Origin of the sequence: Rothia sp. HMSC065D02 (assembly GCF_001815285.1) — a bacterium.
Taxonomy (GTDB): domain Bacteria; phylum Actinomycetota; class Actinomycetes; order Actinomycetales; family Micrococcaceae; genus Rothia; species Rothia dentocariosa.
Genome location: NZ_KV820089.1, coordinates 453502 through 466642, shown reverse-complemented (window position 1 = coordinate 466642; position 13141 = coordinate 453502). Strand labels below are relative to the sequence as shown.

The window sequence follows — 13141 nt, the reverse complement described above, 5'->3', positions numbered from 1 at the left end:
CTACCTGCTCGGGACAAAAACTACCTGCTCGCGGTATTCTGAAATATAGTAACATTACTACAATTGGACTTTGGGGAGAGAAAACTATGACGACTACAGTATCAGCACGCGAATTTAATCAGAATGCCAGTGCCGCTCTGCGCCTTGCCGCGGAAGAACCCGTCTTTATTACCAAACGCGGCACACCGACCAACGTTATTTTGAGTATTGAAGACTATCAACGACTGGCCCAACCGCAACCTCGGCGTTCCTTGGCGGATGCGCTTTCCACCATGTCGGCAGAGGCGGGCGAGATTGATTTTGATATTGATCGCGAACCGAGCATCCCAAATCCTCACCGTGAGGTGGACTTCGCAGAAGACGGCGACTTTTTCGGCAGCGAGGAGAACTAATCCGTGTACCTTGCCGATACAAATGTGATCTCCGAACTGCGTAAATACCGCTCGGGCAGAATGCATCCTTTGGTGCGCCGTTGGGTGGAACACGTAGACGTGAACGACGTGTATATCAGTGTGATTAGCATGATGGAGATTCGCACGGGAATCCTGCGGCGTGCCCGTAAAGATGCGGCTCAGGCTCAGATTCTGCAGCAGTGGTTTTCTCATGAGCTTGCGCCGGAGTTTGCGGGGCGCATCCTGCCGGTTTCTTTAGAGGTTGCTCTCACCTGCGCTGAACTCCACGTGCCGCATAAGAAATCAGAATACGATGCGCTGATCGGCGCCACTGCCAGAGAACACCACCTGATGTTGGTGACTCGTAACGTTGCAGATTTTCAGGGCATGGACCTCGATATTCTCAACCCGTTCGAGTTTTAGTCTTAACGCTTAGTGTATGCCGCGAGCAGGTAGGATTTTGCCGACAAGGTAGGATTTTCCTACCTGCTCGGGACAAAAACTACCTGCTCGCGGGAGGGACAGGCGCGTCATATTGTGATGATTTTCTATGCACATCGCTGAAAATATGTCCCAAAACGCGTGCAATCATCATATTGCTGCGAGTTATCCACAGATTGGGCTTTTCTACGCGTAGTCGGGAAGCAAAATATGCTTGGATAGCAGCATGACAGACAACGAAAACCTCAGTATCCATATCAAAAGCGTTCATGAACTTATAGAAAATGGATATTCAAAACGCACTATTACACGCTGGCAACGGCAAGAAAAGATTATTAAGCTTGCGCCTGGGCAATATATCAAAAAGTCAGTATGGGATGAGCTATTTCCCGTTCAGAAACATCTTGCCCGAGTTATTGCTTATTCACGCACCCTGCACAACCCTGTTTTCACGCATTACAGTGCGGCTGTCGCGTTATCGTGTGCCCTTTTGAGCGCTCCACACAATGTTCAGGTACGTGGATGTGGAGGAGCCAAACGTGCGGGAGTGGTATATCGACAAGATGACTCAAGCGTAATATCTTCGACCATCACACTTAGATATGGTCGGGATTCCCTGACAGTTGTTGATCCTATTACCGCCCTCATCGGATGCGCCCGTGACGCCCCGATTCGTGAGGGGCTCGTCATCGTTGAAAGTGCTTTTCAGAGGCTGGGGGCGCGTCTGAGCTATAGCAGACTTCATAAAGCGCTGAGTGAGGTCAAACGGGTACGGGGCGCCCGTAAAGCACGGTACATCGCCGATATTATGAGTCCTCTATCGGAATCGCCAGCCGAGACCCTGGCGCGTCTGGCGTTTTTAGATTTGGGGTTCAATCCGGTGCAGCAGTACGAGATTCCAACGCATCGTGGGGTTTATCGAGTGGATGCGGCTCTCGTGAAAGAGCGCCTTGTTTTGGAGATCGATGGGGCGCTCAAATATCAAAGCGGGCAGGATGTTCTGGATGAGAAAGTTCGTGAGGACGCCATTCGTCTGGAAGGGTGGGATTTCGTGAGGTTCACGTGGGAGGATGTGCTGCATCCGGCACGTGTGGAACGAAAGCTTCGGCGCAAAGGTATAATCTAAGACTCTTTGATCCCCACAAGTTTATCCCCGCGAGCAGGTAGGATTTTGCCGACAAGGTAGGATTTTCCTACCTGCTCGGGACAAAAACTACCTGCTCGCGGACAAGGGAAAAGAAAACGCTACACCGCCGAGACCGGTTTGCGGCTGACCTGCTCCATGACCGGCCCGGTTGCCGCCAGTGCCGCAAATACCAGTCCCAGCCCCGTCGCGATCGAGCCGAATACCAGTGCTGCGGTGTACAGCAGCCCCGTCTCGGTGAGTGCCGAACCAAGCAGCAGCACGAATAGCGGCAGTGCCACCACCGCAGACATACAGCTCACCAACAGCAGCGGACCAAAGACCACGATGCGCCTCGAACGCTTCAAAACCGCAGCTTCGGTACCCATCATCCGCAGAGAAGAATACAATGAACCGCGCTCATAGATGGCGGCGGACTGGTTCAGCAGCGCCGAAAGCGCCACCAGCAGGTAGGAGAGGAACAGCACCAGCACTAGGCCCTGAAGTATATCCCCAATAAGATATGACTCCGCCGAGCCTTCTTCCACACCCGGCGCGGAATTGACCATGCCCAGAATCGGCCCCACGAAAGCGGCAATAAACGTGGTCATGGCAACCCCGGAGACCTGCCGCCAGGCGGCGCGCGGCGATTCCATAATAGAGCGATATGCCAGCAGGGTTGCGGGGGTGCGGGCGGTGCGAACCCGAATGCGGGCGTACAGGCCCACCACGAACCCGCCAATCAGGTCTACGGCGAGCATCGTGAGCAGGATCGGCAGCCCAAACATGATGGTGGTTACTAGTACCAACACGAACCCGTTCGAGCCCATCGAATCAGCGGCGAGATTCATAATGTGGGAGGCAATCGCCCCGATGAAGCCCACCACTAGAAGCACACAGCCCAGAATGAGGGCGCGTTTACCCAGGGACGGCTTATCCGAACGGGTGCGTACCCCCAGCGGGCTGATGGTCACCTTCGAGAGCCCAAAGAGCGAACTGGTTGCGGCGATGATCAGGCTCACAAACCCGCAGACCAGCACGATGGGTGGGGGCAGCAGCATATTTTCGGGGCCCAGCGGGATGTTCTGGAAGCGCAGCATCCCGAAGGGCAGCACCAGAATCAGGTACGCGATAAACCCGAGCACGAACCCAACCGCAGCGTAGATCACGGAATCGAGCATGGTGTAGAGGGTAAGCCGCCGGGTGGAGGCGCCCAGCAGCCGCAGGGTTGCCAGGCGGTCGTCGCGGCGGCGTGCGCTGAGCCGTGCTGCGGATGCGCCGAGCGTGAAGAGCGGGGTGAGCAGCAGGAACCCGCTGATCCAGGCGAGCATCAGGTATAGCGGCTGCAACGTATGCGCCGTGTTTTTGGTGCCGGATCCCGCCTCGACCGAGGTGGCCGTGCTGGCGTCCCCGCCCAGCCACAGGTAGAAGGCGTGAATACCTCCGGCGATCAGCAGAAAGAGCGCCGCGGATGCGGCAAACGCAAGCACCGGAAGAACCGCCTGGGAGGTGGGCAGGGTGCGGCGCGCAAGAAGTTTGAAGGTCTGCATTCTTAGGCGCCTTTCCCCAGGAAGCCGCGCATCCAGAAGGGACGCCGGGCGGGTTTATACGGCGCTGGTGCATGGTTGCGTGAGACCGCAGTGTGCGCCGTGCCCGGTGCATGGGCGGGGGAGTAGCGAACGTTCGCAGGTGGCTGGGTTTGTGCGGAAACCCGGTTGTATGTTTGGGGCGGGTTTACCGCGGGGTTCCCCGGATGGAATACGCCCGGCTGCGCGGAAGGAGCGGGTGCTGCATCCTGAGGCGGTACCGGCTGGCTCGGCGGTGCGGGAACCCGATACTGTACCGAATCCCCGACCTGCTGACCGGGCGCGGTGGGATCCTGCCTGTTATCCTGCACAATCTGCCCGTCGTGCAGGTGGATTGTGCGGGAGCATTGCGCCGCAACCTGCGGATCGTGGGTGACGATCACGAGGGTTTTACCCTGCTGCGGAACGAGTGTGAGCAGAAGATCCATGACCTCTTGGGCGGTCACGCTGTCGAGCGCGCCGGTGGGTTCATCCGCAAAGGTAATCGGCGCACCGGTAATCTGTGAACGCGCAATCGCCACGCGCTGCGCCTGCCCGCCGGAAAGTTCGCCGATGCGTTTCTCGCACATGTCGCCTAGCCCTAGCCGGGCGAGCAGGTTTGCGGATGCGCCGCGTGCCTGCTCGCGCGACATCCCGGAGATCATGGCGGCGAGCGAGACGTTTTCTTCTGCGGTGAGTTCGGGGATGAGAAGCCCCTGCTGAAAGATGAATCCGAAGGAATTTGCGCGCAGGCTCGTGCGCTGGTTTTCGCTCAGGGCGCCGAGTTCAACGCGCCCGCCCGGTATCTCGGGTCCGCCGCCGAGCACCTGAATAGTGCCCGAGTCAATGCGAATAATGCCGGAGAGCGCGTGCAGAAGCGTGGTTTTTCCGGAACCGGAGGGCCCCATAACGGCCACGGATTCGCCGGGGTAAATATCGAGCGAAATATCGCGCAGTACTGTGTGCTGTCCGTAGGATTTGGTAAGGTTGCGCACCGAGATAACGGGTGCGTATGAGGTGTAAGAAGTATTCATAGCATCCATTTTTCCAAGGGATACGGGGCGTTTTTATCCGTCTGCGGAATGAAAAAATGCGGCGATAATGCCGGGTTTTGTGCGGGTTTTCATCCCTAAGGATGAGCGGGGCGTGTTCTGGGGTACGGCTCTAAATCGTGCGGATGATGCCATACTTAAGACCATGACTGACGCACAGACCCACCATGAACACGCTGAAACGCCCGGTAAGATTTTTCTGCTTCGGCACGGGCAGACCGACTGGAATATAAATCACCGGTTTCAGGGCAGAACCGATATTCCGCTGAACGATACGGGGCGTGAACAGATTCGGGGTGCCGTGCCGCAGCTGCATGAGATGGCTCAGCGCGGCGTGCAGATTGACGGTGTGGTTTCCTCCCCGCTTGAGCGCGCGGCGGAGAGCGGGCAGATTGTTGCCCGGGCACTAGGGGTGCCGTATCTGGGCGCATACGCGGGATTAGAAGAACGCTCATTCGGTGATTTGGAGGGTGAGGCTGCAACCCCTGAGCTGGTGGCGGCATCCCGCACGGATGGGCATAAATACGGGGTTGAGGAGCGCGAGGCCCTGGTGAGCCGCGCCCTGACCGCTCTGAACCGGGTGCGCCGCGAGCATGAGGGCAAGAACATTGTGGTGGCTACTCACGGCATGCTGATTGCGGTGACGATGACTGTGCTTCTGGAAGGCCGCGAGCATGAGGGCTACGAGACGATTGACGGCATGTTCCCGATTCCTCCGAATGCTTCGCTCACCGAGCTTCCCACCGATTATCTTGACGATGCGATTGATGCCCACGTGCTGGTGAGTCGCCAGCCTAAGCTGCACGCCGAACCTTTCCCTAAGAATCTGGCGGGCGGTTCGCTCACGCTGATTCGCCACGGACAGACCGAGTGGAATAAGAACCAGCTCATGCAGGGTATCAGCGATATTCCGCTGAACGACACCGGTCGCGCCCAGGCGCGTGAAACCGGGGCGAAGCTGCGCAGCCTGGGTTTGAGCTATGACCGTGTAATTTCTTCACCCCTCTCGCGAGCCTATGAAACCGCGCAGCTTGTGGGCGAGGATTTCGGGCTGCCGGTCAGCGAAACCTACCCTGACTTGGTGGAACGTGATTATGGTGCCGCCGAGGGCGTGAGTATTCCCGTTCCCGAGCGCCGCGCCCCCGACCGCTACTATCCGCAGGTAGAGACCGAACGCGATGTGTATGTGCGTGCCGTGCGTGTTCTGCGTGAGATTGTGCGCCAGTATCCTGGGGAGCGCATCATTGCGGTGAGCCACGGGAGCCTGATTCGCCGCGCTATTTCGGCGGCGCAGGGGTACGAGCATACGCAGACTGTGCCGAACGCCGAGCCTTTAGAGGTCGATCTTAAAGGGCTTTTCGCCTTTGATGAGAACACGGTGTTCGATGAACGGGGTCGTCTTGTCTGGTAGATCTGGCAGAGTGTTCCAGGTAATCGGATGGGCTCTTTTTGCGCTGTATTGCGCCGCCGTTGCAACAATCGTGTTTGCCCCGCAGCATGTGGACGATAACGAGGCTGGTTCTCGCCTGACCTCGCTTATCGATGCCGGTCACGCACAGGGGTGGCTGCCCGGGTTTATCACCTATGCGAGCATCGAACAGCTCTCGAATGTCATCATGTTTGCCCCCGGCGGGTTTATGCTCATGCTTTTGCTGTTCTGCCGTACCCGCCCGTGGCACAGGGTAGGGGCGATCACCCTGGGCGCGGTGGCGGTCAGTGCCGGAATCGAACTCATTCAAACGGCCATGCCCGAACGCACCGGCGACCCTCTAGACGTGCTCATGAACGGGACGGGTGCGTTTATTGGTTCCCTGACCGCCTGGGGTGTGCATAGTCTCTGGATGCGCTGGCGGCAGTAGGAACACGGCGGTACAAAGAGGATGCCCGCGCATCCTGAACGCGCCACGCACTAGAAAACCTTTGTGATTCAAGGCAGATCAAAACTACTCGCACCCGAACGTTTAGAAGCCGCGCATCCGGTGTGGGTTTAGATGCGTTGTGGGGTGAACAGTGTGTGTCTGTTGTGGATTATTTGACCTTAAGTGTGGTTTCGAGGGTAAATTCACAAAAAATCGATGATTTATCCGTGGGTTATCTTGACGCACCCACATAAACCCACATAAAATCAAGGGCAAGACTGTTGTCTTGAGTGGTGATACGCATTCGCCGTTCCGCCATGATACACAGACCTAAGAATTCGCGTGGAACGGTTCGTTCGCTCCACACCCATACCTTGAAAGTGATGTGCGCATATGTTTGCTGAAGAACGTCGTGCCGAAATTGCGAAGCTGGTATCTTCTGCACGCCGCGTTAACGGTGCTGATCTCGCTCGACGCTATGACGTCACCATGGAGACTGTGCGACGAGACCTTGCCGCCCTCGAAGAAGCGGGTAAGCTGCGCCGCGTGCATGGCGGCGCCGTTACCGTTGAGCAGTCTACCTCCCTAGAGTCCTCTATTGCCTCACGTCAGGGCATGAATACTCCCGAGAAGCGCCGCATCGCTGCGAAGGCTTATGAGTATCTGCGTGACTCTGATGTGGGTTCGATTGTTCTTGACGCCGGCTCGACCATTGAGATTTTGGCGGACTATATTGGGTCAGAAAACTTTAGCCTCAAGACCGGCAGCGACCGCATCATTATTACCCATGCCCTGCACATTGCAGTCAAACTCGCTGAGGCAGAGGGGGTCACCCTCGAACTTGTGGGCGGTCAGCTGCGTAAGATGACCTGGGCGGCAATTGGTGCTCGTGCCGCCGAATACTTCGCTACGGTACGTCCCGACATTGCGTTTCTTGGTGCCAACGGCATAGATGCCGAATTTGGTGTTTCCACCCCCGGCATGAATGAGGCCATCGTGAAGACCGCGATCTGCAAATCGGCGCGCCGCGTGGTGCTTCTGTGCGATTCGGCAAAGTTCGGGCAGGAATCACTCGTGCGCTTCGCCGACTTCGAGAATATCGATACCATGATCACCGACCGCGCCCCCGATGGTGCGCTTGCTCAGGCTCTTGAAGCCGCTCATGTGGAGGTGCTCATCGCATGATTCTGACTCTCACCGCTAACCCTAGTTTGGATCGCACGATTGAACTGGGTTCCCCTCTGGCACATGGCGCCGTTCAGCGTGCCGTAGGCGCGGTTCAAGACCCCGGCGGTAAAGGGGTCAATATTTCGCGTGCCTTACATACTTCTCAGGTGCCTACTGTTGCGGTGGTTCCGGGAGAGGCTACCGACCCCGTGCTGACCGCCCTTGCGGCGAGCGGCGTGCAGTTTGCGAATCTGCCCACGGGTGAGCCTATCCGCTCGAATATCACCGTGGTTGATCCGGACGGCACGACTACTAAGCTTAACGCCCCCGGCACCGAGTTTACCCCTGAGCTGCGCGACGCCCTGGATGCGCTCGTGATCGCCCAATCAGAAAACGCAGATTGGGTGGTACTCGCCGGTTCGCTGCCTGGCGGACTGGATGCAACGTATTATGCCGAGCTGTGTGCGAAGCTGCGCGCCAGCGGATATGAAGGCAAGATCGCCGTCGATACCTCTGAGGCGCCGCTGATCGCTACCGTTGCGGGGCAGATAAAGCCTACGTTGATTAAGCCGAATTCTGAGGAGTTGGCACAGCTGACCGGCGCCGAGAATTGGGAAGAGCTGGAGTCGAGCCCCGAGCTGACTGCACGTACCGCGCGAACCTTGGTGAATGACGGCATTCCCTATGTGCTGGCAACACTTGGCGGGTCCGGCGCGGTTCTCGTGACCGCCGAAGGTGCCTGGCATGCACAGCATGAACCCGTGAAGGTGCGCAGCACGGTGGGCGCCGGGGATTCGTCGCTCTCCGGTTTCCTCTATGCTTATGAGCGAGGAGAGTCGCCGCAGCAATGCCTCGTGCAGGCGGTTGCGCATGGCTCGGCGGCAGCATCCTTACCCGGAACACAAATGCCTTCGGCAGCCATGACAACCCCCGAGAAAGTAACCCTAAGGCAACTTTCCGTTTAGCTTATATTCCATATCAGGCATATAGCATATAGCCTGGTCAGCCACTAAAAACAACATATTTACGGACACTTGAGTGCGTACTGAAAACGCCCATATAGGCATCATGGCGCACCGCATCATACGCCCGAGGAGGGTATTATGTCTGAGCTCATCACCCCAGAGCTGGTGCTCCTAGACCAGAATCTGGGAGAGACTAAATTCGACGTCATCAGCAAGCTCGCGCACGCCGTCGTCGATGCCTCACGTGCCACCGACTACGATCAGCTGTACGCCGCTGCTGAAGCCCGCGAGTCCAAGACCGACACCGGCATCCCCGGCGGTATCGCCATCCCTCACTGCCGAAGCGCAGCGGTCACCGAACCTACCCTCGCGATGGCACGCCCTAAGCCCGGTGTGAGCTTCGGCGCGAAAGACGGTCCGGCCGATCTGATCTTCTTCATCGCCGCCCCCGATGGTGCCGACCAGGAACACCTGAAACTGCTCTCCACGCTGGCGCGTTCGCTCATGAAGAAGAGCTTCACTGCATCCCTGCGTGAGGCACAAACCCCCGAAGAAATCGTAGACCTCGTGAACGATGCGCTCGGCACCGGCGCCCCGAAGAAGGCTCCCGCCTCCGCCGACTCGGCAGCATCCGATGCGCAAAAGGCGAGTGCAGGCGCATCCGCTCAAGCTGTAGCGGCACAGACCGACTCCGCAGAAGCGAGTGCATCCGAGAAACCAGCCACCAAGAAGATCGTGGCGGTCACCGCCTGCCCCACCGGCATCGCGCACACCTATATGGCGGCGGATGCTCTCAAATACGCGGCAGAAGACCTCGGTTACGACTTCAAGGTCGAGACTCAGGGGTCCTCGGGGAACGAAACCCTCACCCAGGCTGATATTGATGAAGCCGACGCCGTTATCTTCGCGGTCTCCGTGAACGTGCGCGACCGCAGCCGCTTCGCCGGTAAGCCCTATGTGGAATCCCCCGTGAAGCGCGGCATCGACGAACCGCAGGCCATGATTGAGGAGGCCCTCGCCGAAGCCGAAAACCCCAACGGCAAGCGCGTGAGTGCCGCCGCATCCAGCGGAGAAGACACCTCCTCGGCTGCCGAAGGCTCGTGGGGTTCGCGCATCTACAAAGCCGTGATGACCGGTGTTTCGTACATGATCCCGTTCGTCGCCGCCGGCGGCATTATCGTGGCTCTGGGCTTCATTCTCGAAGCAATCACCATGCCGAACCTGGGCGATGTCGATACCGAAAAGATCCTCGCCAACGCCACAATCTACAACCTGGGAGACACCCACTGGACCCTCTACCTGGGCGCGGTTCTGCAGACCATCGGTAAGTTCGGTCTTGATCTGATGGTTCCCGCGCTCGCCGCCTTTATCGCCTACGGGTTGGCGCAGCGCCCCGGTATTGCGCCCGGCTTTATCGCCGGTTCCGTCGCGGTTGCCGTAAAGGCTGGCTTCCTCGGCGGTATCGTCGGCGGTCTGCTCGCCGGTCTGATCGCCTACGGTTTAGGCACCCTCAAATTGCCGCGCTGGCTTGGCTCGATGATGCCCGTGGTCATTACCCCGCTCATTACCTCACTCGTTGCGGGCGGCATCATGTACTTGCTGTTGGGCGCGCCGCTGGCGTGGGTTCTCGAATCCCTGCAGAACTGGCTGACCTCCATGTCTGGCGCATCCGCTCTTGTTCTCGGCCTGATTCTGGGTGCCATGATGGCGTCCGATCTGGGTGGTCCCATCAACAAGGCGGCTTACCTGTTCGCAACCGCCGGGCTTTCTTCGGGTGCCGATGTGAACAAGGAAATCATGGCAGCCGTTATTATCTCCGGCATGGTTCCGCCGCTGGCTATGGCGCTTGCCACCACCCTGCGCCCCAAGCTCTTCACCGAGCCCGAGCGTGAGAACGGCAAGGCCGCGTGGCTGCTGGGCGCATCCTTCATCTCTGAGGGCGCTATTCCGTTCGCTTCGGCAGACCCGGCGCGCGTGATCCCGTCCTCCATCGTAGGTGGCGCGATTGCCGGTGCTATTTCGATGAATGCGCATGTGGCATCCCCGGCACCGCACGGCGGTATCTGGATTATTGGTTTGAGCAACAATATTCCGATGTTCCTGCTCGCCGTTGTCGCCGGTACCGTCGTATCCGCTATCACCTATGTGCTGCTGAAGTCGATTGGCGCGAAGTCGCGGCAGACTGCGACCGAGACCCCAGCGAAGACCGCCGCATAAGCGTTACACTGTAGAGAACCCAACACGAAGGATATATCTTCATGACTACATATAAAGGCGTCGGTGTTTATGCCGGACGCGTTATTGGTCCCGTGCTACAGATGCCCGAGCCTATTCAAGAGCCTAAAGCCGGTCTACGCCTAGACGGTGAAAGCCCCGAAGAGGCCGGTCAACGTATTCAAGATGCGTCGGTTCGCGTGAAAGAGGACCTGCTCGCACGCGCCGAAAACGCGGGTCGTGACGGCAAGGCCGTGCTCAAATCGACCTCGCAGATGGCGACCGACCGCGCCCTGATTAAGAGCGCCGTAAAGCTGGTTGAGACTCAGCAGATGGCACCTGAGCGCGCGATTTGGGAGGCAGCAACCTCGTTCGCCGACCAGATGGCTGCCCTTGGCGGTTACATGGCTGAGCGCGTCACCGATATTCACGATGTGCGCGCCCGTATTGTGGCGGAACTAACCGGTCAGCAGGCGCCGGGCATCCCCTTCGCGGAGGAGCCTTTCGTGCTCGCCGCAGTTGATCTTGCCCCCGCAGATACCGCGACCCTTGACCCGAAGAACGTGATCGCCCTGATCACTTCAGACGGCGGTCCGCAGGCGCATACCGCGATTTTGGCGCGCGGCCTGGGTCTTCCCGCGATCGTGGCGGCAAAGGGGGTCACCGATATTCCAGACGGCACCGAGGTCTATGTGGACTCGAACGCGGGTATCGTCAATACCGAGCCGACCGATGAAGACCGCGAAGCCGCCGAAAAATACGCTAACCGCAAACCTATCGCCGACTTCGACGGTAAAGGCGTGCTCGCCGACGGCACCCGCGTGCCACTCTACGCGAACGTGGGCGACGGCAAATCCGCCGAGAAGGCTGCTAGCCTGAACGCTGAAGGCGTGGGTCTGCTGCGCACCGAATTTGGCTTCTTGGGGCACGATTCCGAGCCGTCTATTGAGGCCCAGGCAAGCACCTACAAGTCTGTGTTTGACGCCTTCCCCGGCAAGCACATCGTGGTTCGTACCTTGGATGCGGGCGCCGACAAGCCCCTGCCCTTCCTGAACGTGAATCCCGAGGAAAACCCGGCGCTGGGCGTGCGTGGTTTCCGTACCGACTGGACTGTACCGGGCGTGCTGACCCGCCAGCTGGAGGCTATCAAGCAGGCCTCCGAGGATTCCGACGCCGATATTTGGGTGATGGCCCCGATGATTTCGACCACCTCCGAGGCTCGCAACTTTGCGAAAATGCTCAAGGAGGTCGGCCTGCCGGTACACGGCGTGATGGTTGAGACACCCGCCGCCGCTGTGAACGCCGAAGCGATTTTGGGTGAGGTTGATTTCGTGTCGATCGGCACCAACGACCTGACCCAGTACACGATGGCTGCAGACCGCCTGCTGGGCGATCTGGCGCACTTGAACAACCCGTGGCAGCCTGCGGTGCTGAAGATGATTAAGCTGACCGTCAAGGGCGCTAAGCGAGCTTCGGTGAATGCTGGCGAGAAGAAGTATGTGAGCGTCTGCGGTGAGGCCGCCGCCGATCCGGCGCTGGCCGTGGTGCTGGTCGGCCTGGGGGTTGATACCCTCTCGATGAATGCCGGTGCTATCCCCGCGGTTGCGGCGGTGCTCAAGTCGGTGACCCTGGAGCAGGCACGCCATATTGCCAACAAGGCTTTGGAACAGATTTCCTCTGCCGAGGCGAAGGCTGCCGCTCGCGCTGAGCTGCCGATTCTGGACGAGCTCGGCCTCTAGAAGACGCCTCAAACCCGGTGGAGAAAAGGCTAACCCGGTGTTGAAAGTTTATTTCAAGATCGGGTGAGGCATTGGTCCCCAAGCGGTGAGTAAAACTGTACAATTGAGGCAAGAAAACAGGGGGTGCATCCTCCCGTTTGATAAACATGGAGTCGATAACAGACGATTCCTTCACAAAGGAGAAAAACCATGGCAGAGGTTATTGCCACCATTGCAAGCCGCGTTGGTCTGCACGCACGTCCCGCAGCAATTTTTGCTGAGGCAGCTGGCGACCTCCCCGTTGAGGTCACCATTGCAGCCGAAGGCGAGCCCGCAGACGAGGCTATGGATGCAGCTTCGATCCTATCCCTGATGTCCTTGGGCGCTAAGCACGGTGATCGTGTGGTGCTCCGAGCAGAAGGTGAAGGCGCAGACGAAGCTCTAGAGACCCTGAAGAAGATTCTCGAAACCGACCACGACGCAGAGTAATCCTTCCGGCGACTCTCGCCAGCTTACCGGTATCCCGTCGCTTCACGTGCGGCGGGATACCTGCTTTAAGGCTCGGGCGCGCATCCGGTCCGTTTCCTTACCTCTGCCCCGGTCCGCCCGATTAGGTCGGGAGGGGCATAAAAAAGATCCTTGGTA

12 protein-coding genes are annotated in these 13141 nt (G+C 58.6%); 10 read left to right on the top strand and 2 right to left on the bottom strand.

Going from position 1 to position 13141, the window contains the following annotated elements; genetic code table 11:
- The 3 genes from HMPREF3016_RS06150 to HMPREF3016_RS11130 form a co-directional block, all read left to right on the top strand.
- Window positions 1–392: type II toxin-antitoxin system Phd/YefM family antitoxin (locus HMPREF3016_RS06150; protein WP_246828494.1), on the top strand; the 392-nt coding region annotated here is incomplete at its 5' end.
- Window positions 393–395: 3 nt separating this feature from the next.
- On the top strand, window positions 396–815 hold the full coding sequence (locus tag HMPREF3016_RS06145) for a type II toxin-antitoxin system VapC family toxin (RefSeq protein WP_070741004.1): 420 nt from the start codon (window positions 396–398) through the stop codon (window positions 813–815).
- A 565-nt stretch (window positions 816–1380) separates the two neighbouring features.
- Window positions 1381–1959: a PDDEXK family nuclease gene (locus tag HMPREF3016_RS11130; RefSeq protein ID WP_210399789.1), complete on the top strand. Its 579-nt coding sequence runs from the start codon at window positions 1381–1383 to the stop codon at window positions 1957–1959.
- Window positions 1960–2078: 119 nt separating this feature from the next.
- Here HMPREF3016_RS11130 and HMPREF3016_RS06135 read toward each other — a convergent pair whose 3' ends face one another.
- On the bottom strand, window positions 2079–3506 hold the full coding sequence (locus HMPREF3016_RS06135) for an FtsX-like permease family protein (RefSeq protein WP_070741001.1): 1428 nt from the start codon (window positions 3504–3506) through the stop codon (window positions 2079–2081).
- A gap of 2 nt (window positions 3507–3508) precedes the next feature.
- Window positions 3509–4555, bottom strand: a complete 1047-nt coding sequence (locus HMPREF3016_RS06130; protein ID WP_246828492.1) for an ABC transporter ATP-binding protein — start codon at window positions 4553–4555, stop codon at window positions 3509–3511.
- Window positions 4556–4718: 163 nt separating this feature from the next.
- On the opposite strand from HMPREF3016_RS06130, the gene HMPREF3016_RS06125 reads away from it, so the two are divergent.
- The 7 genes from HMPREF3016_RS06125 (at window position 4719) to HMPREF3016_RS06095 (ending at window position 12985) form a co-directional block, all read left to right on the top strand.
- Window positions 4719–5984, top strand: a complete 1266-nt coding sequence (locus HMPREF3016_RS06125; RefSeq protein ID WP_070741138.1) for a histidine phosphatase family protein — start codon at window positions 4719–4721, stop codon at window positions 5982–5984.
- Between the two features lie 10 nt (window positions 5985–5994).
- Window positions 5995–6432, top strand: coding sequence for a VanZ family protein (locus HMPREF3016_RS06120; RefSeq protein ID WP_246828491.1), 438 nt, complete (start codon window positions 5995–5997; stop codon window positions 6430–6432).
- 393 nt (window positions 6433–6825) lie between these two features.
- A complete protein-coding gene (locus HMPREF3016_RS06115) occupies window positions 6826–7617 on the top strand; it encodes a DeoR/GlpR family DNA-binding transcription regulator (protein ID WP_013397862.1) in 792 nt (263 codons plus the stop codon).
- Entirely contained in the window at window positions 7614–8564 is a 951-nt protein-coding gene (locus tag HMPREF3016_RS06110; protein WP_070740996.1) for a 1-phosphofructokinase family hexose kinase, read from the top strand. Before HMPREF3016_RS06115 ends, HMPREF3016_RS06110 begins: the two co-directional genes overlap by 4 nt.
- A gap of 138 nt (window positions 8565–8702) precedes the next feature.
- Window positions 8703–10781 carry a PTS fructose transporter subunit IIABC gene (locus HMPREF3016_RS06105; RefSeq protein WP_070740993.1) on the top strand — a complete coding sequence of 693 codons (2079 nt, stop codon included), beginning with the start codon at window positions 8703–8705 and terminating at the stop codon, window positions 10779–10781.
- Window positions 10782–10822: 41 nt separating this feature from the next.
- Window positions 10823–12517: a phosphoenolpyruvate--protein phosphotransferase gene (ptsP, locus tag HMPREF3016_RS06100; RefSeq protein WP_048751758.1), complete on the top strand. Its 1695-nt coding sequence runs from the start codon at window positions 10823–10825 to the stop codon at window positions 12515–12517.
- A 189-nt stretch (window positions 12518–12706) separates the two neighbouring features.
- Complete coding sequence (locus HMPREF3016_RS06095) at window positions 12707–12985, top strand: HPr family phosphocarrier protein (RefSeq protein ID WP_013397859.1); 279 nt, start codon at window positions 12707–12709, stop codon at window positions 12983–12985.
- Window positions 12986–13141 lie beyond the last annotated feature (156 nt).

Coding starts and splice junctions, on each gene's coding strand:
- HMPREF3016_RS06105 (WP_070740993.1), top strand. CDS start 8,703: ATGTCTGAGCTCATCACCCCAGAGCTGGTGCTCCTAGACCAGAATCTG.
- HMPREF3016_RS06125 (WP_070741138.1), top strand. CDS start 4,719: ATGACTGACGCACAGACCCACCATGAACACGCTGAAACGCCCGGTAAG.
- HMPREF3016_RS06110 (WP_070740996.1), top strand. CDS start 7,614: ATGATTCTGACTCTCACCGCTAACCCTAGTTTGGATCGCACGATTGAA.
- HMPREF3016_RS06135 (WP_070741001.1), bottom strand. CDS start 3,506: ATGCAGACCTTCAAACTTCTTGCGCGCCGCACCCTGCCCACCTCCCAG.
- HMPREF3016_RS06130 (WP_246828492.1), bottom strand. CDS start 4,555: ATGAATACTTCTTACACCTCATACGCACCCGTTATCTCGGTGCGCAAC.
- HMPREF3016_RS06115 (WP_013397862.1), top strand. CDS start 6,826: ATGTTTGCTGAAGAACGTCGTGCCGAAATTGCGAAGCTGGTATCTTCT.
- ptsP (WP_048751758.1), top strand. CDS start 10,823: ATGACTACATATAAAGGCGTCGGTGTTTATGCCGGACGCGTTATTGGT.
- HMPREF3016_RS06095 (WP_013397859.1), top strand. CDS start 12,707: ATGGCAGAGGTTATTGCCACCATTGCAAGCCGCGTTGGTCTGCACGCA.